This is a genomic window from Propioniferax innocua (genome assembly GCF_006716235.1).
In the GTDB taxonomy this organism is placed as follows: domain Bacteria; phylum Actinomycetota; class Actinomycetes; order Propionibacteriales; family Propionibacteriaceae; genus Propioniferax; species Propioniferax innocua.
In genome coordinates, this window is the sequence record NZ_VFOR01000002.1 from 117,500 (window position 1) to 136,532 (window position 19,033).

13 protein-coding genes are annotated in these 19,033 nt (G+C 66.1%); 10 read left to right on the forward strand and 3 right to left on the reverse strand.

What is annotated here, in order from left to right:
- Positions 1-6: 6 nt before the first annotated feature.
- Positions 7-3,333 carry an ATP-dependent helicase gene (locus FB460_RS07270; RefSeq protein WP_142093493.1) on the reverse strand — a complete coding sequence of 1,109 codons (3,327 nt, stop codon included), beginning with the start codon at positions 3,331-3,333 and terminating at the stop codon, positions 7-9.
- Positions 3,330-6,725 (reverse strand): ATP-dependent helicase, encoded by a 3,396-nt coding sequence (locus FB460_RS07275; RefSeq protein ID WP_211345902.1) that lies wholly within the window; start codon positions 6,723-6,725, stop codon positions 3,330-3,332. The genes FB460_RS07270 and FB460_RS07275 overlap by 4 nt, the downstream gene beginning before the upstream one ends.
- 230 nt (positions 6,726-6,955) lie before the next feature.
- Between FB460_RS07275 and FB460_RS07280 the strand changes: the two genes are divergently transcribed.
- Complete coding sequence (locus tag FB460_RS07280) at positions 6,956-7,438, forward strand: aminoacyl-tRNA deacylase (protein WP_142093494.1); 483 nt, start codon at positions 6,956-6,958, stop codon at positions 7,436-7,438.
- Positions 7,439-7,576: 138 nt separating this feature from the next.
- Positions 7,577-7,780: a cold-shock protein gene (locus tag FB460_RS07285; RefSeq protein WP_142093495.1), complete on the forward strand. Its 204-nt coding sequence runs from the start codon at positions 7,577-7,579 to the stop codon at positions 7,778-7,780.
- A 42-nt stretch (positions 7,781-7,822) separates the two neighbouring features.
- Here the strand turns inward: FB460_RS07285 and moeB are convergent, their stop codons facing one another.
- Complete coding sequence (gene moeB / locus FB460_RS07290) at positions 7,823-9,082, reverse strand: molybdopterin-synthase adenylyltransferase MoeB (RefSeq protein WP_281281831.1); 1,260 nt, start codon at positions 9,080-9,082, stop codon at positions 7,823-7,825.
- A 141-nt stretch (positions 9,083-9,223) separates the two neighbouring features.
- Here moeB and FB460_RS07295 point away from each other — a divergent pair, with 141 nt between their 5' ends.
- The 8 genes from FB460_RS07295 to FB460_RS07330 all read left to right on the forward strand — a co-directional run bounded on the left by FB460_RS07295 (position 9,224) and on the right by FB460_RS07330 (position 19,033).
- On the forward strand, positions 9,224-9,850 hold the full coding sequence (locus FB460_RS07295; RefSeq protein ID WP_142093496.1) for a TetR/AcrR family transcriptional regulator: 627 nt from the start codon (positions 9,224-9,226) through the stop codon (positions 9,848-9,850).
- Positions 9,851-10,010: 160 nt separating this feature from the next.
- Positions 10,011-11,297: a toxic anion resistance protein gene (locus FB460_RS07300; protein ID WP_142093497.1), complete on the forward strand. Its 1,287-nt coding sequence runs from the start codon at positions 10,011-10,013 to the stop codon at positions 11,295-11,297.
- A gap of 75 nt (positions 11,298-11,372) precedes the next feature.
- The gene (locus FB460_RS07305; protein WP_211345903.1) at positions 11,373-12,047 is read left to right on the forward strand and encodes a hypothetical protein; all 675 of its coding nucleotides are present in this window, start codon (positions 11,373-11,375) and stop codon (positions 12,045-12,047) included.
- A 12-nt stretch (positions 12,048-12,059) separates the two neighbouring features.
- Entirely contained in the window at positions 12,060-13,826 is a 1,767-nt protein-coding gene (locus FB460_RS07310; RefSeq protein WP_142093498.1) for an AAA family ATPase, read from the forward strand.
- Positions 13,823-15,178, forward strand: a complete 1,356-nt coding sequence (locus tag FB460_RS07315) for a hypothetical protein (protein ID WP_142093499.1) — start codon at positions 13,823-13,825, stop codon at positions 15,176-15,178. Before FB460_RS07310 ends, FB460_RS07315 begins: the two co-directional genes overlap by 4 nt.
- Positions 15,175-15,384, forward strand: coding sequence for a hypothetical protein (locus FB460_RS07320; RefSeq protein WP_142093500.1), 210 nt, complete (start codon positions 15,175-15,177; stop codon positions 15,382-15,384). Before FB460_RS07315 ends, FB460_RS07320 begins: the two co-directional genes overlap by 4 nt.
- Positions 15,381-16,526, forward strand: coding sequence for a hypothetical protein (locus tag FB460_RS07325; protein WP_142093501.1), 1,146 nt, complete (start codon positions 15,381-15,383; stop codon positions 16,524-16,526). Before FB460_RS07320 ends, FB460_RS07325 begins: the two co-directional genes overlap by 4 nt.
- Positions 16,523-19,033: a serine/threonine-protein kinase gene (locus FB460_RS07330; protein ID WP_142093502.1), complete on the forward strand. Its 2,511-nt coding sequence runs from the start codon at positions 16,523-16,525 to the stop codon at positions 19,031-19,033. Before FB460_RS07325 ends, FB460_RS07330 begins: the two co-directional genes overlap by 4 nt.

The following is a 19,033-nucleotide window of genomic DNA, read 5'->3' on the forward strand; positions in this document are numbered from 1 at the left end:
ATCAGCCTAGCGACGACTCCTGCGGAGGAAGGTCATCAGTTCGGTGGTCGAGGGCAGTTCAGGACGCTCCGTCCGGTCGGTCCGCACATGGTGGAACACCGCGTCCACGTGCTCGAGAGGCACATCGTGGAGTTCGGCGCAGGCCATCTGGTAGAGGGCGAGCTGACCGGGGTCGGTGTTCTCCTTGGCCCCGGTCTTCCAGTCAACCACCTGATAGCGCCTGCCCTGCGGGGTGTCTTCGGTGAAGATCGCGTCGATCCGTCCGTGGACGCGCTGTCCCTCGACCACGATGCTGAACGGCTGTTCCAGCGCGAGAGGGTGTTTCTCGGCGTAACGGCCGGTGGCGAAGCACCTCGCCAGCTCGGCCAGGTCTCGCTCATCGGCGGTTTCGGGGTCCCCACGGTCGGGCACATCGTCCAGATCCACCAGCGGGACGGTCGCGAGGCCGAGCGAGACGTAATACTGCTCCACCCATTCGTGGAAGCGTGTACCGATCCTGGCTCGGGGAGCCGGTCGCCGTGGCATCGGTCGCCGGATGTCGTCGACATATTCGCCGGTGTTCCTGCGGGCACGAAGTAGGTCACTGACAGACACCGTGTGCGGGACCGCCACCTCCGGTTCTCCATGCCGCCACCGTCGGGCCTCCTCGATGAGGCGTTCGGCATCGGCGTCCCATCCGGCGACGATCACTGCCTCGTCCGGGGTGAGGTCCACGTCATCACCAGAGGCGCCCCCACCGGCCCGGAATCGTGCCACCGCGTCGGCGGCCTCCCGACGGCGCGCGATCGTCTCCGGGTCGAGTTCGACAGGCCAGGAGACGCATTCTCCCTCGGCCTTCACCGGATTGATGTCCCCGACCTCGTCTGGTTCAACCCAGGGGCCGCGGCCTCCCTGCTCGAACGCCACCTGCGCCACGGCTTCGAAATACGGTGATACCGCCCGTGGCTTCTTGAGGCCCTTGCCCCAGTGGTGCATCGAGACGGTCAGATGCCCCTTGGCGCGGGTCATCGCCACGTAGGCAAGACGGTCCTCGGCCAGACGCTGCTGGGCCTGAAGCTCCTTGTGGTAATCGTCCAGTGCCTGCTTCGTGGCGTCCTGAAGCTGCGGGATCGATTCGTGGTCTCCCCGGAGTTCCGCCGGAACGGCCTCGGCCCTCCTCGTCCAGTTGTCCGTCACCGAATCGCTGGGGAACACCTTCCCCACCAAGCCCGGCACATACACGTGCGGCCATTCCAATCCCTTGGCCTTGTGGACGGTGAGGAGCTTCACCGAGTCACCATCCGATGGGGTACGGCGCTCCAGCCCGACTCCGTACTTCTCCTCGGCGTCGAACCACGCCAGCAGACCGGCCAGGGTGGCGTCGCCATCGATGTCGACGTATTCGGCCACGGCATCACAGAAGGCAAGCAGCTGCATCCGCCGATCGGACACCGCGAACTCCGGCATCGCCTCGACCTCGATGTCGACCCCGATCAGCGCGATGACGCGTCGCACCAGATCGAGCAGGGGTTCTGAGGCATGGGCGCGTAGGTGGTCCAGCTCCCGGGCCACCAGATCGAAGCGTTCCCGAGCCTCCTCGGAGTACGCGCCCGATCCGGGTGAGGCAAGGGCATCGGCAAGGCTCACCACCTCTGCCGGGTCGGCCTCCCCCACCGCCTCATCCAGCGCTTCGGCCAGATCGGGGCGATGCTCGGGCTCCTCGCCGGAGCCCTCACCGGCAGACGCAGGACCCCGAGGGGCATCCTCGACGAGCTCCTGGGCCCGGCGCCCCAACAGCGCAAGGTCGCGTGGACCGATCCGCCATCGCGGGCCGGTCAGGATACCGACCAGGTCGGGATTGGCCGTGACATCGTGCACCAGGCGCAGCATCGAGACCACATCCCGGATCTCCGGCAGGGCGAGCAATCCGCCCAGCCCGACGATCTCGGCAGGGACGTCCTTGTCACTCAGGTCATCGAAGATCGCCGCCACGTCACTGTTGCGCCGGGCCAGCACGGCCATATCGCCCCACCGCACACCCACACGGTCATGCTGGGCGATGATGTCGTCCACCAACCATCCCACCTCCTCGGGCGCTGTCAGGAACGACGCCGCGCGCACCACTCCCGGTTCGGCCTCCTCACCGTCCTGCGGCACGGGACCCTCGAGGGGACGCACTGCAGCACCCGCCCTCGCTCCATTTCGATCCTGTTCGAGCTCGGCGTCGGCGCGTAGGTCGCTCGCCACCAGATTCGCCGCATCGAGAATCGCCGGAGCCGAGCGTCTGTTCACCGCCAGCGTGAACGAGGAGGCACGCGTCCCATCCGTTGCGGGGAAGTCCTCGGGGAACTGCCCGATGTTCGCCGCCGCAGCACCTCGCCAACCGTAGATGGCTTGGAACGGGTCGCCCACGGCCGTCACCGGATGACCGTGGCCATCGTCGGGAGCTGAGCCCGAGAACAACCGCCGCAGAACCTCGACCTGAGCGGCCGAGGTGTCCTGGTACTCATCCAGCAACACCACGGCGTGGTTCTCCCGCGCTATCCGCCCCACCACCGGCACCTCGCGTACCAGACGTGCAGCCACCTGCATCTGATCGGCGAACTCCACAACACCCAGCTCTCGTTTGAGGCTGCGGTATTCCCCCACCAGCTGCGCGAGTTCCAGCCGTTCTGCCAGGACGCCCTGCGCCGTCACCACATCCTTGTACGGCTTGCCGCCCCGTGCGGGGGGCGCCTCGGCCCACATGGCGTGCTGCCGATGCGCGTGCTCGATCACATCATCGGCGGAAACCAGATGCGAGGCCAGACCCTGATCCAGGGCGAGGAGACGCTCGGCGATGGTCTCCGGACGCAGTCCCGACAGCGCCTCCAGGCGTGTGTCGGTCCTGACCACCACGCGACCCGCCAGCCGATACCGAGTGGCGTCGGTGAGCATGGTGACGTCCCGTTCCACGCCGATCCGCAACCCATGCTGGGCAACGAGGTCCGCCGCGAACGCGTCATAGGTCATCACCACCGGCTCTCCGACCTCATCGACGCCGGTCCACTCTTCGGGTCCCGGAGCGAACGACGGCCCCAACCCAGCACGTTCGAGCGATTGTCCAACACGTTGGGCCAGCTCACCGGCGGCCTTGCGCGTGAAGGTGAGCCCCAGCACCTGTTCTGGCCGAACCATCCCGGAGGCCACCAGCCACACGACGCGGGCCGCCATCACCGCTGTCTTCCCGGCCCCCGCCCCGGCGATGATGACGCCCGGTTCGAGCGGTGCCCGGATGGCGTCCATCTGCTCATCGCTGAACGGAATCCCCAGCAGACGCCGCACCTCGTCGCCGTCAACCTCTCGGCGGTTCATCCGATCACCTCCGCGCCCTTCGCCGGACAGCTCGACCAGAATGCACAGTGCCTGCACGCACCACCTGGCGTCGCAGGGAAGTCCTCGTCCATGATGCGGGTGGCCGCCAGCGACAGCTTCTCGTGAACCCACGTGGGAAAGCTTCCGGCGGCGCCATCCCCCTTCACATCATCCGGTGATGAGGCGTCCTCCGAAGGCAGGTGGGGTTGCCGATCCAGTGATTCCTGGATGCGGACGGTCGGGAAGCCGGTGGAGCCCGTCCCCACACGCAGATAGACCAGTTCAGCCCCTGCCACGCGCCGTTCACCTCCGGTGTGGTCGTCGAAGGCCCCCTGTTGCACCGCGAGTTGGTACACCCCGAGCTGTTCGTGGCCCGGCACCTCAGATCTGCCGATCGCCGTGCGTCCCGTCTTGAAGTCGATGACCCGCAGCGCCCCGTCCGGATCCTGTTCGAGTCGGTCGACCTTGCCGCTCAGCATCACCTGATGACTCCCACACTGCACCGGTACCCGAAACTCGAGCTCGGTGCCGAGCAGGGTCCCGGTGCGCTCACGCCGCCACCGCGCGAACCGTTCCAGTCCGGCTTCGATCTCACTTTGTTCACGCTCCGCGAGCTGGTCGGAGGCGAACGTCAAGCGCCCCCACACGGCGTCAAGATGCGCATGCAGTTCCTCGATATCGAGGGTTTCGGCATGTTCCAGCAGCGCATGGACCACGTTGCCGGTGTTGGCCGCCGCCGACCGCCCCATCTCCCCCTTCGCCCGACGGGACAGGAACCATTGCCGCGGGCACGCCAACAGTGCGCTGAGAGTGGACGGGCTGATCGACACCGGCCGGCCGGGGCCGATCAGAGGGTCCTGCGCCCGTGTCAACTCGCGCATACCCCACCATGACGCCGGGTCGGCGCCGGGCGCCACGGGACGCCCATCCTCGTCACCGGCGTCGGCGAGACGAGCCAGTCGTGCGGCTGCTGCCTGGCGCAGGCCCGGCGTTTCCTCGGGGTCCGACGCCACCCGGCGCAACTCGGCCACCAAAGCGCCCAAGGCCAGGGGTCTGGTGGGACGACCACGCACATACCGGGGTTCGACCCCCAACTCGTCGATGAACCGCGAGGGCTGCTCGGGCTCATCCTCGGTGCTCTGCACCGCCGTCACCACCAGTCGGCGGCGGGCCCGGGTGACCGCCACGAAGAACAGGCGACGTTCCTCGGCGAGTCGTTCGGTCACCGAAGCCGGATCCGCGAGCCCGAACACCGGCCCGTCGGCTCCGGGCAATGTCCCCAGCCGGTCCGCCTCGAGAAGCGACCCCTGACGTCGCAGGTCGGGCCACGCCCCGTCCTGGACCGATGCGACCACGACGAGTTCCCACTCGCGTCCCTTGGCGCGGTGTGCCGTCATCAACCGGACACCGACACCACGCACATCACCTTCACGCTGGGTGTCGGCGGGGATCTGCTGTGCCTCCACCTCGGCGAGGAAGGTCTGGAGATGACCCCGGCCCGGCGTCTCTGCCGACCTCTTGGCCAGATCGAACAATGCGACGACAGCATCGAGGTCCCGGTTGGCCCGGTCCGCGCCCTCCAACCGGCCCTGGTGCAGAGCAGCACGCCGGAGGTCATCCGGCCACGTGGTCCCGCGCCACAGCTCCCACAACACATCCTCGGCATGTGCTCCCCCCTGCCCGAGCTCATGGGCGCGTCGTAGCAAGCGCCCCAGGGCGACAGCCCTCGCCACCGCACGGGGTGTGGTGCCCATGGCATCGATCAGGTCTGTGCAGGCGTCAGGATCGGTGACGAGCCGGGCGATGAGTTCTGTGGAGCTCATCGACGCCTCTTCCACCGGCTCGGAAACATCGGTCCCCATCGGCGAGGTCACCGCACGCTGGGCTGCGCGCAGTCGGCGTCCGAGCCTCCGTAGATCCAACGCGTCCAAGCCGCCCAGCGGTGAGGTGAGCAGATCCGAGATCTTGTCATGCGGCACATCGGGCCACGTCATGACCGCATCGAGCGCCCACAGCAACGGACGAACCGCCGGCTCACCGGCCAGCGCGATCTCGTCACCGGCCACTTCAACAGGAACCCCGGCCGCGGTGAGGGCCCGAGCCAACCCCGGTAGTGTCCGCCGCCCGGACCGGGCCAACACAGCCATATCGGCCCAAGCGATTCCGTCACGCAGATGCGCCTGTCGCAGCACGTCTGCGATGTGTTCGGCCTCGGCGCCGGCCGAATCACAGATGTCGACCCGGACCTCATCGGCGTCCACATCCGTCGCAGGCTCCGTGACGCGGAAACCGGCACCGTCGACTCCCGGCACCGGTCGGGGCAGTGGGAGGCGCGACGCCACGGCGGACGCGACCGCTGTCATCCCTTGGCCCAGACGATGGCTGGCCCCAAGGAGCACTGTCGGCGCCGGTTCCCCGGCGTCGGTGCCGAAGCGTTGGCAGAAATCCAGGATCGCGCGGGGATCGGACCCCCGGAACCCGAAGATCGACTGATCCGGATCACCGGCCACCACCAGGGGCAGCTCGGTGCCCACCAGTCGCTGCAACAGCGAGACCTGGGCTGCATCGAGTTCCTGGAACTCGTCGACGAAGACCGCTCCGAAGCGTCCACGAACCGTGGCCGCGATTTCGTCATCGGCCAGCAGCAGCCGTGCACGATGCACCAGCTCGGGGTAGTCGATGGCGTTCTCGAACCCCAGAACCTCCAGGTATTCCTCCATGAAGGTTCCCGCGCAAACCCACTCGGGCCGCCCGGCCCGCTCCCCGACCTCGGCGAGATCGGCACCGTCCATGCCCAACTGTCGTGCACGGGCGATCACGGTACGCAGCTCGGCGGCGAACGCCTGGGTGGGAAGGGCCTCCTGCACCGTCTCGGGCCACGTGACCCCCACGCCGGGCTCATCGACCGCCAGGAGCTCACGCACGCGGAACTCTTGTTGTGGCGCAGTGAGAAGCCGCGGTGGTTCACCATGCCCGCCGGAATCACCCGCCAACACCTGGGGCTGACGCAGGATCGACAAACACAACCCATGCACGGTGAACACCTGCGCCATCTCGCCGGAGCGCCCACTCCGCGCGGTGATCCGCGTCCGCAGCTCCACCGCGGCTCGCCGCGAATACGTCAGCACCAGCGGGGGCAGTGCCCCCTCACGCAGAACGCGTGCCGCCGCCTCCACCAACGCCGTCGTCTTGCCCGATCCCGGACCGCCGAGCACCAGCAACGGACCGGACGCATGCTCCACGACACGACGCTGCCCGGCTGACAATGCAGGAGCCTCACGCTGCTCCCCGGCACCATGCACCATCACGTCGACGCCATCGTCACGCGTATGGTCATCGTCACGCGTCTGGTCACCATCCACATGACCATCGTCCACATGGCCGTGGCTCATGCGGTCGCTGCTCGCAGGTTCGGGCCCCATCCCACCTCCAGGATTCAGTTCCATCACGCACCCAGGGCACGGCACGGTTCCAGCCATGACGGGGGTCAGACCGACGTTCTTCCTCGAGTCGTTCTTCCTCGGGTCGTTCTTCCTCAGGTCGTGGCGAACAGATGCCTTTCCTCCGTCCACGGAACATGCAACCAGAGGGGTCCGACAGATTCTCGTCGTACAGTGCACCCATGGTCGCCACCCCCGCCACCTTGGCCCTCGAGAAAGCCGGCATCGCCTTCCGCGTGCGTCAGTACGAGCACGATCCGGAGGCGGTCGCCCGCGGACTCCCCTACGGCGAGGAGGCAGCCGAAGCACTCGGGCTCCCCGCGGGGCAGGTCTTCAAGACGATCCTGGTCGTGGTGGATGGAAGCCCGGGCGTCGTCATCGCTCCGGTGTCTGCTCGGATCGCACTGAAACGCGCGGCACAGGCACTGGGCGGGCGACGTGCGTCACTCATGGATCCGTCCGACGCCGAACGGATCACCGGTTACGTGGTAGGGGGGATCAGCCCCGTGGGCCAGAAGCGGCGGCTCCCGACCGTGCTGGACGCCAAGGCCATGGAGTATGCTCACGTGGCGGTGAGTGCGGGACGCCGTGGCGTCGACATGGAGTTGACTCCCGCCGATCTGGTCGCGGTGACCGGGGCGACGGTGAGGGATCTCACGATGTGAACAAATCTCCTCAATATTTGGCCCACTCCCCCTCCCGCAGTCGCAATGTCGACATTTACCCCGTACACTTCAGCATGTCGCGAAGATTCGTGGCACGCCATCCGGCGGATTTTTTTCAAGTTAGAAAGTGGGTTCTCCATGCCCCAGGGGACCGTCAAGTGGTTCAACCCGGACAAGGGTTACGGATTCATCGCCAGCGACGAAGGCTCGGCGGACATCTTCGTTCACTACTCGGCCATTCAGTCGAACGGCTTCCGCACCCTCGATGAGGGTCAGGCCGTCGAGTTCGAGACCGTTCAGGGCGACCGCGGCGTTCAGGCCGAGAACGTTCGCGTCATCTGATCGAACTTCAACGCTGATTCACCGCGCATGATGCGCGGTGAATCAGTAGCGCAGCTGCTCGGGTTCGATCTGGTCGATCCACGCGGTGATTCCGCCCCCGAGGTGATCCGCGTCGAACCCGGCAGCCCGCACAATCGCCAATACCTGGGCGGAACGGACTCCGCCCTTGCAGTACAGGACGACAGGTCGGCTCGGATCCAATCGCGTCAGTGCTTCGCCGGATTCGAAGAGCCCCTTCGGGATGTTGACCGATCCGTCGATCCGATTGATCTCCACCTCATTGGGCTCACGCACGTCGATGAGCTCGAAATCCTCTCGCCCGGATTCACGGTCGGTGAGACGACGACGCAGGGTCGCGGCGTCGAGGGTGTGGCCTTGGGCCGCCTCCACCACATGCAGCGGGAGCGCATCACACTGGTCGGCGTCGATTCCCGGCGCCACGACCGTCGGAGCATCACCGCACACCACGCAGGCCGGATCACGCTCCACCGCAAGCTCCGACCACGTCGCCCGCAACGCATCGTGCAGCAGGAGCCGTCCGATGAGCGGTTCACCGATGCCGAGGATCAGCTTCAACGCCTCGGCGACCTGCGCCGAACCGATCGCGGCCGGCAGCACACCAAGCACACCGCCCTCAGCACAGCTCGGCACTGTTCCCGCCGGTGGCGGTTCGGGAAACACGCACCGATAGCAGGGGCCGTGTGGCGGGTTCCACACAGTCACCTGCCCGTCGAACCGGAAGATCGACCCCCAGACGAGTGGGGTCCCGGTGAGCACGCAGGCGTCATTCACCAGGTAACGCGTCGCGAAGTTGTCGGCACCATCGAGCACGAGGTCATACCGGCCGACGATCTCGGTGGCGTTCTCCCGCGTCAGGCGTTCCTGATGCTGCTCCACCGTCACCGCAGGATCCAGACGCGCAACGGCCTCTGCCGCTGACTCCACCTTCGGCCGCCCCAGGTCCCCCACGCCATGGAGCACCTGACGCTGCAGGTTGGAGATCTCCACCACGTCGTCATCGATGACGCCGATCGTGCCGACCCCGGCCGCCGCCAGATACAACAGTGCGGGGCTGCCGAGTCCGCCGGCACCCACCACCAGCACCCGGGCATCCAACAACCTTCGCTGACCGTCGACTCCGACCTCGGGGATGATGAGATGACGCGAATAACGGGTCACCTGGTCTCGATCCAGCCGGGGACGCTCGGCGTGGTCACGTTTGAGCCCATCGGATAGATGGCCACGTTTGAGCCCATCGGATAGATGGTCACGCTTGAGCCCATCGGGTACAGGTGTGGTCACAGATCAACCTTAGACGCTGTGATCCACCCCGATCTTGTGCCCCTGTGCCCTGACACGCACCGGAGGGCCCGCGGTCACCGCACCTGATGACGCGCCGACGCAGCACTACCCCGAACCGGCGAACGACGGTAGTTTTGCCAAATGGCCATTGAACCCGGACGTCGGCTTCCCCGTGAACAGCGTCGAGCACAGTTGCTCGACGTCGCTGCGGGCACGTTTGGTCAAGACGGCTACCACAACACCTCCATGGACGACATCGCCGAGGCAGCCGGTGTCTCCAAGCCCGTGCTGTACCAGCATTTCCCATCGAAGCATTCGCTGTATCTGGCATTGGTCGAAGCAGCCTGCATCGAGTTGGCGAAGACGATCGATGCGGCTCTGGACAGCCCGACCAACCGTGACCGCGTCCGCGCCACGATCGATGGGTTCTACGACTTCGTCACCGACGGAGGGCCATACTTCCGGTTCGTGTTCGAATCAGACTTGGCCGCCGACCCCGATGTCCGTGCCCTGCACTGGCGCACACAGGTCGAGATCGGCTCGGCCATCGGCGCGGTGATCGCATCGGAGACCGACCTCGACGATCAAGAATCAACCCTGTTGGGCATCTCTTTGGTGGGTATGGCACAGACGAGTGCTCGACGCTGGCGCGCCCAGCATGACGCCGGCGAGGTCTCGCTCTCTGCCGAGCGCGCTCGCGAACTGACCACGATCCTCTGTTGGCGAGGTGTCGCCGCCTTTCCCCGCACCGGCAGCGAGAGTGACTGACCCCCAACAAGCCCCCAAGTCGAGCGCCGACGCTCCGCTGCCCCATCGAAAGCGTTATGTTTGGCCGCAGTGCACGAAGGCTGCCCACAGTGACGGCCACGTCACGAGAACTTCACGATGATCCAGAGCGACAGACCGCCACAGCTTCAGGGGGAACCCGATGTCCGACCAGTTCGACTTCCAACCCGCGCAGCATCCCGGAGCTGCCCAGGAGCAGTCATCCGGCGGCGCGGCCGAGCAGCTCGCTCCTCCCGAGGGCATGGCCGATCCCTTCTCCTTGGAGGCCCCCGCGGCGCCTGCGCCTGTCACCACCACTCAGGCGCCACGCATGGCACCCCAGGTGAAGGCAGAACAGGCCCCCGTGCTGGATGAGAAGGTCGATCAGTTCATGACGGCGTTGACCTCGGCTGAGCCGAAGTCGCCCGAGATGGAGGCACAGGCCACCGCGGTGCGCAACATGGGCGACGCGGACATCCGCAAGTCCGCCGAGACCTCCAATCGTCTGTTGAACGCCCCCATCAAGGCGATGAACGAAGGTGCGATCTCCGGCAAATCGAAGGTCGGTCAGACGTTGCTGGACCTGCGTCGCACCGTCGAGGACCTCGATCCCAGCCAGGCCACCGGCACCCGCAAGGTGCTGGGCTTCCTGCCGTTCGGTGATCGCATCACCGACTACTTCCGTAAGTACCAGTCTGCGCAGTCGCATCTGAACGGCCTGCTGCACAGTCTGCAGAACGGCAAGGATGAACTGACCAAGGACAACATCGCGCTCAACATGGAGAAGAAGAACCTCTGGGCGTCGATGGGCCGGTTGAACCAGTACATCTACATCGCCGAACGGCTCGACGCGAAACTTTCGGCACAGATCCAGGAGCTCGAGATCACCGATCCCGAGAAGGCCGACTCCCTGAGCAAGGACGTCCTGTTCTACGTCCGTCAGAAGCATCAGGACCTTCTGACGCAGCTCGCGGTGTCGATCCAGAGCTACCTGGCGATCGACATCATCATCAAGAACAACCTGGAGCTCATCAAGGGCGTCGACCGCGCGTCGACCACCACGATCTCGGCCCTGCGCACCGCGATCATCGTCTCGCAGGCCCTGACCAACCAGCAGATGGTGTTGGACCAGATCACGGCGCTGAACACGACCACCTCGAAGCTCATCGAGAACACCTCGGTCATGCTCAAGGACAACTCGGCCCGCATCCAGCAGCAGGCCGCCGACGCCACGCTCGGGCTGCCCGAGCTCCAGAACGCGTTCGCGAACATCTACGAGACGATGGATTCGATCGACACGTTCAAGGAGCAGGCCCTCGACTCGATGGCGCAGACCGTGGGCGTGCTGCAGCACGAGGTCGACAAGTCCAAGACCTACCTCGACCGTGTGTCGCAGCAGGACCAGCGCATCGCCGAGGGCGCGCTCGATTTCGAGCAGAACATGCGCTGATCGAGCCACGCAGGAACACGCACTGATCACGACACCGCCACCACGGGCGGTCAAGGACATGGGAGCCGGGAGCACATGGGATTCCTGAACTGGGTCAAAGGGGTCGACCACAAGCTCGAGCCCGAGGCTCTGGAGAGCCAGCACACCGTGCCGACCGCGGACGACATCCTGCAGGCACTCAACAAGACCGCAGACATGGCGCATCGTGCGAATCTGTCCGGTGTCGTGACCGCTCGTGTCGATCGGGTGTCGAAGGCCGTGCGTGATGTGATGCCGCTGCTCGAACGTGAGGGGCTGGGATCGCAGGACTCCTACGCGATCATGGCGACGGCCACCGACTACCTTCCGGAGGCTCTCGGGGCCTACCTCCGTCTGCCCCGTGAATGGGCCGACTCACGCCCGGTGGATCGGGGCCGCACCGCCCTGATGCTGCTGATCGATCAACTGGATCTGCTCACCGCCACGATGGACAAGATCCTCGACGCGGTCGCCCGTGCCGATGCCACGGCGCTGGTGGCGCACGGACGCTTCCTCAACGCCCGTTTCGGTGGGCAGGCCGGTGCCGGTGACCTCGAGTTGGGCGAGGTCGCGGGGACGCCTCCTGAAGGTTTCCCCGCATCGGAGGGTTCTGCTCCCGCGACACGATCTGATGGGAATGGGACCGCCGCGCATCCAGAGCCCCCGGCGAAGCGTTCGACGCAGACCGGCCCCGGCCCCACTCCACGCAATCCGCTCGACCTCGACTTCTGATCGGAGACCGCCATGTCCGACGCCCGTACCCTCTCCGAGGCCATCGAGCATCTCTCCACGACGGCACAGGACGTCGGCCTGGACCCAGCGGTCGCCCGCACAGAGGGCTGGCAGTTGGCCGCTGCGGTGGCCGAGAGCAACCGTCAGGCATTCGTGGAGTGGGCCGGTGTCCAAGGGCTCGAGCCCGACGCCGAATCGTTCATGGTCGCAGCCCAGGCCGGGCGACGCTGGCGCAGTGCCCCGACCCGGCTGTTGCAGGAGGTGCAGATGTCCCGTCCAACGAGCGCGGCGTCGTATGCCGCGGCGTTGGCCGAGGTCTGCACCAGTGCTGCGGTGCTGGGTGAACCGGGGCCCCGGTCGATGGGCAATGCCCAGGCAGCAGCTGCTGCGCAGCTCGGCGCCGTCACCGGTCAGGCGACGAGATCGTCCGCCGGTGACGCGGGCGTCGGCAGCCGGTCACCCGAGCCGCTTCGCTCGCCCGACGCCCCTGCCGCCGGAGAGACCCCCGACGTCGGCGTCCTGCAACGCGTCCTCGATCAATTGCAGGGGAGCATCGCGCGGCAGCAACGTGAACTGGCCACGAACCTGAGCCGCTCGCCACTGGACCTCGACCCTGACACCTTCGGGCCCGGCGCGTTCAGCGGACTTCCCGGGAGCCCCGTGGCTGCCGATCCCACACACCACATGTCCCCGGAGGCACCTCTTCCCGGTGCCGTTCCTTCGCCGTCGGCTGCACCCAGAGCCGATGTCAGGGCCGACGCCACCCAACACCAGACCGACGCCAAGGCCGCGGAGCAGGCCGAGGAAGAGCCGGAAGAGACGCGCAGTGTCGAGGAACTGCTCGCCGAGCTGGACGATCTGACCGGCCTCACCCGTGTGAAGAAGGAGATCCATCAGCAGTCTGCTGTGCTCCGTGTCGAGGGGCTCCGCAAGGATGCGGGACTCAACGTGCCGACCGTCACACGACACCTCGTGTTCGTCGGGAACCCCGGTACCGGCAAGACAACGGTCGCCCGGCTCGTGGCCGGGATCTACAAGGCTTTGGGGTTGCTGTCGAAGGGACAACTCGTCGAGGTGGACCGCTCCGAGCTGGTGGCCGGCTATGTCGGTCAGACCGCGTTGAAGACCGCCAAGGTCGTGGAATCCGCCAAGGGCGGTGTCCTGTTCATCGACGAGGCCTACAGCCTCTCCGGTGATCAGTACGGCACCGAGGCCATCAACACCCTGGTCAAGGAGATGGAGGATCACCGCGACGATCTCGTGGTGATCGTCGCGGGATACCCACAGCCGATGAAGGTCTTCATCGCCGAGAACCCCGGCCTGGCCAGCCGTTTCCGCACCACGATCGAATTCGATGACTACACCGACTCTGAACTGGTGGAGATCTTCACCGGCATGGTCGCCCGTGCGGACTACGACGCCTCGGACGAGACCGTCGAGCGGTTCAAGACGGTTCTCGCGACGCAGCCGCGCGACGAATCCTTCGGCAACGGACGCTTCGTCCGCAACTGCCTCGAAGCCGCGATCGGTGCCCATGCCTGGCGTCTTCGCGAGGTGACCGACCCGACGCTGGAGGATCTCCGCACCCTTATCCCCGAGGACCTCGACGGCCTGGAGAAGGAAGAGGAGCTCCCTGATCTGTCGCTGTTCCAACAACATGTGGGGCTCCCCCTCGAGCCGCCGGAGGAGGATCCGGCCGGTGCAGACAGCGCCGACGACGGCCCCTCCGACGAACCCGCCACCGTTGACATCACTCCCCCCGCCGAGGATGGGGCATGAGCAAGCCTTCCGGTTCCGGGGGTCAGGGCGTTCCGGGGCGGACGACGACCGCTCCAGCACCAGGACAGCAGCAGCCCGGCGCTCCAGGTCGGCCTGCCGGCACTGTGGCCAAGACATCGGCGTCCGGACCTCCGGCGTCGCAGAAGGGGCAGAAGGGAAAGGGCCGGGGCACGTCCCGCAAAGAGCGGTCCACCCCCACGAAGCTGCGGATGATCCGTGGAGCAACAGTGGCGGTCATCCTTCTGACATCCCTGCTGACTGCGGTGCTCATGTTCTCCGGCCGTGGGTCCATGACGCAGGCCGCCGGGCACACCGAGCAGCTGATCCGCATGCATCACATCAAGACACTGCTTCTGCAGGCCGACGCCGACGCGACCACGTCATTCCTGACCGGGCAGGAGGCGACCACGTATGTGTCGGCGATCGAGGAGGCGAGCACACTCGTTGTCGAGGCATCCCGTTCCCAGCCCGACGATCAGGAGCAGCTGGCACGGCTCAACTCCGCGATCGTCGAATACAACGCGACCGCGAGCCTGGCCACGGCCAACAACCAACAGAACTTCCCTGTGGGAGCGGCCCACCTCGATGAAGCCGGAACGCAGCTGCGTGAGGAAGCCCTCCCCGTGGTGGACTCACTCATCACCACCAATACCCACGCGGTCGAACAACAGACACGAATGGTCCCGGCAGGAGTGGTCCTCCTGGTGCTACTCGTGCCGTTGGGGTTCGCCATCTATCTGATGATCTGGGTGGCGCGGCGTTTCAAGCGCGTGGTCAATGTCGGCATCGTGGGTGCCACGGTGGCGGTGGCGGCCTCGACCGTGGTGGCGACGATGGCCACCAGTACCACCGTGGCGGAGGTGCGGAGTGTCACCGACGACGATCTCGCTGCGGCCGTGACGATCGCAGATGCCCGTTCGAACGCCTACAACGCGCAGGTTTACCAGAACCTCAGCCTCATCTCGCAGGAGCGGTCCGCCGAGTTCAACGCAGCCTGGCAGAACGCTGCTGTCTCGGTGACACAGTCACTTCGTGACGCAGGGGAACAGGATCTGGTGGATCTGTGGCATGTGAACGAGACCAACCACCGCAAGATCCGTTCGCTCGACGCCGACGGTGATGTGGACGGTGCCAAGAAACTGGCAACCAGTCAGGAGGTGGGTGCGGCCTTCGCCGACTTCTCCGATTCTGCCGACGAACGTCTCGGTACCAATGCCAGGGCCAGTACCGCTGCCTTCAACGACTCCGGTCCTCGGCTCGTGGCGGCCGGCGTCACCGTCAGCGTCCTCGGCCCGTTGGCCGCAGGGTTGATGATCTGGGGAGTCGGTGTGCGTCTGCGGGAGTACCAGTGATGGTGTCCGGTCCGTTCGCGCTCGCCCACAGCATCGTCGATGGACGTCCCGGGCTCGCAGGCCCGGCTGCACAGGAACTCTCCCCCGGCACGGGCGTTCCTTCGGCGTATGCGGTATCGGTGCGCGATGATCGTGCCGACCGATGGGTGAACTCACTGGACGCCGATGTCAGCTTCGTCATCCCCGTGTATGGAAGGACTTCATGAGCATCACTGCCCCCGACGCCCCGGGACGGCTCGGTGTTCCACTGGATCCAGCGCAGGCCGGTCGTTACATCAGTGACCTGCAGGCGTGGATCGATGCACGCCGTTCCGAGCTGGACCAGATCGACCAGGTGGTGATGGCCAGCCCCGACCGGGATCAGCTCACCGGCGACGTGGCGTTGTGCCTGACTCTGTGGAAATCGGTCTCGGATCGCCATGACCTGTTGGCGGCCACCTGGGATTCAGGTCGGGTGGGTCCGGTGGAGCGTGAGCGGTTGTCCTCGTTGATCTGGGGGCGGCTCGAAACAGGCGACCCCAAGGCCAGTGCGCTGGCGGTCTCCCTGCCCGAGGCATCACGGCTGTGTGACGCGATGGTCGCCCAGCTGCGCACCCGCGTCAGCTTCGATGTGAACGCACATCAATACGCGGGACGCATGCATGATCTGCGGGCGCAGATGTCACGCCTTCAGGACCAGGTCGCCCTCGAACCCCCGGCCCTGCGCGCCGAGCCCGCGGCGAAACTCGCCGACCTCCAGCAGCGGGTCGACGCCATGACTGACCGCATGGCTCAAGGCGGTGACATCGGAGGTCTCATCGGCCCGGTGGAGATCGAGGCGGCAACCTTCGAGCGCGATCTCATCGTCGGCGGGGTCCAGCGGCGTCGCGCGCGTGGTCTGATCGATCAGACCCGAGAGAAGCTCGATGACCTCATCGAGCGGGAGGAGGCCATGCGCAAGCTCGTCAAACGCTGTCTCGCCACGGTCTCGCCCTCCCCCAAGTACGCCGTTCCCGATGTGGATGTGTTGGGCCCGATGCCCAACACTCCCGATCGGGTCAAGGAGTTCTCCGAACGGCTCGACAAGGTCTCACGCGCCATGCAGGTGGTCCAGGAGGCCTACACCGAGGCGCTGCACGAACATGACCTGCTCACAGCCCGAGCCGAGCAGTTGCGGGATCGGGCCCGAACGCTGGGGCTGACCGAGAATCGGGATGTGGCAGGTGTGAGCGCCATCTGCCACGACGTTCTTTCCCGACGCCCCTGCCCCATGCCGCTGGCGCGTCATCTGGTCGCAACCTACGAGGCAGCACTCGAATGGGCGCTCACCCAGCAGCGGACGCCCACCAGAGAGGGTGAGCCCACATGAGGTGCACCCAGCCCGGATGCACGGGCGACATCGTCGATGGTTACTGCATGATCTGCGGCATGCCGCCCAGCATGGGCGCTTCGGCGTCCCAGCAGGCTGCACCGCAGACGAGTGTGCCGCAGACCAACGCGTCCCCGTCTCCCAAACCCAACTCCCCGTCCTCCAACTCCCCGTCCTCCGGTTCCCGGGCTCAGCAGGTTTCCGGGTCGGCCTCATCGCAATCGGCCGCACCGGCCGGCCCCGCCTCCGGCCGGATGTCGACCACGACGCCATCACCCTCCAGCCAGCAGGGTCCGTCACCGCGACCGGGACCGACGCCGACCAAGGTCAAGGGTCGGTGCACGATGCCCGGCTGCGGCGGCGAGATCCGTGACGGCTACTGCGACATCTGCGGCTCGCCCCCGGGCACCGCGCCAAGCCCTGTCGAGGATGATGCCGGCCTGTCCTCGGTGACCAAGGCATCCAGCCACATCGCATCGACGGCGCTGGGATCGTCGATCGTCGGCACCGAATCCACGCGGCGCATCCGTGAAGCCTCTCGAGAGCGATCGGCACGTATCGGTGCCGGGTTGACACGCGTTCCCCCGGCTCCTGCGGTGGACCCGGAGAAGGCCATGATGACCGATCCCGTCGTGCCCGAGCGCAAAAGGTTCTGCCCCAGCTGCGGCGCCAAGGTGGGACGCTCACGCGAGGGGCGGCGCGGGCGTACCACGGGGTTCTGCGCCTCGTGCCGCAACCCCTTCTCCTTCGACCCGCAGCTGAAGGCCGGCGACATCGTCGGCAATCAATACGAGGTGGCCGGTTGCCTCGCCCATGGCGGTCTGGGCTGGATCTACCTGGCCCGTGACAAGAACGTCTCCGACCGTTGGGTCGTGCTCAAAGGACTGCTCAATTCCGGCGACGCCGACGCCCTTGCCTCCGCGATCGCCGAGCAGCAGTTCCTCGCCCAGGTGGAACACCCGTTGATCGTCGAGATCTACAACTTCGTCACCCACGAGGGTGCTGGCTACATCGTCATGGAGTACGTAGGTGGCCGTTCCCTGAAGGACCTGCTCAAGGACCGTCGGGCGAAGAACAACGGGATCTACGATCCGCTTCCGGTCGATCAGGCGATCGCCTACATCGTCGAGGTCCTTCCCGCGTTCCAGTACCTGCACGAGAAGGGTCTGATCTACTGCGATTTCAAGCCCGACAACATCATCCAGATGGGCGATTCGATCAAGCTCATCGATCTGGGTGGTGTGCGTCGACTCGATGACGAGGATTCAGCCATCTACGGAACTGTCGGCTATCAGGCGCCCGAGATCGCGCGCCTGGGGCCCTCGGTGCAGTCCGACATCTTCACGATCGGACGCACGCTGATGGTGCTGTGCTCGGAGTTCCGTGGCTACCAGTCGACATACGAGTTCTCCCTGCCGCCGGTGGAGGAGACCCCGCTGTTCCAGGAGAACGACTCGCTGTATCGGCTCCTGTTGAAATGTTGTGCGCCGAACCCGGCCGATCGTTTCGCGTCCGCCGATGAGCTACAGACACAGTTGATGGGTGTGCTGCGTGAGACGGTGGCGCGCCGCACCCCGGGCACCGCGTTGACGTCAGCCCCCTCGGAGTTGTTCGAGGCCCCGGTGATCGTGAACGATTCGGTGGACTGGCACCAACTCCCCAGGTTGCGTCCCAACACCTCCGATCCCCAGCATTCGTGGTTGTCGAACATCGACATCGATGATCCGGCCAACAAGCTCTCGGTATTGGACGGTGCTCCGGAGGACACCGAGGAGGTGTGGATCGCCCGCTGCGCCGCCGCCCTCGAACTCGGCGATCACCGACGTCTGGATCAGCTGACGCGCTCACTGCTGCATCTCAACCCGTGGGAGTGGCGGGCGGTGTGGATGCAGGGTCTGGGCGCCATGGCCCAGCATCGTTGGCATGACGCCATGGCCGCGTTCAACGCGGTGTACGGGCAGGTGCCCGGCGAACTGGCCCCCAAGCTCGCTCTCGCGGTCGCCTGCGAGAACGCCGGGGAGCCCGAGGTCGCCGAGGGGCTGTATCTCGCCTGCGTCTCGACCGACGCCAATTACGTGACGATCTCGGCGTTCGGGCTGGCTCGTATCCGGGAGGCTCGTGGAGACCTGAAGAAGGCGGTCTCGGCTCTCGACATGGTGCCGACGACCAGCCGCGCCTATGCCGAGGCCCGACGCAGTCGCTCGCGTCACCTCATCGAACTCGGTGAGGGCTTGGAAGGACTGAGCAAGGCGATGGAGTCGATGCAGGGCGTACGCATGGCACCCGGTGAACGTGAACATTTCGAGGTGACCGTTCTGGAGCAGGCTCTCGCCGAAGTGCTCCACCACGGCCCACAGAAGATCGAGATCAGTGGCTACCCTGCCGAGGAGAAGCAACTGCGTATCGGTCTTGAGAAGGCCTACCGCCGCCTCGCACGTCACGAGGAGGAGCGCCGGGTCGAGCTCATCGACGAGGCCAACCAGATCCGACGCTGGAGTCTGCTGTGA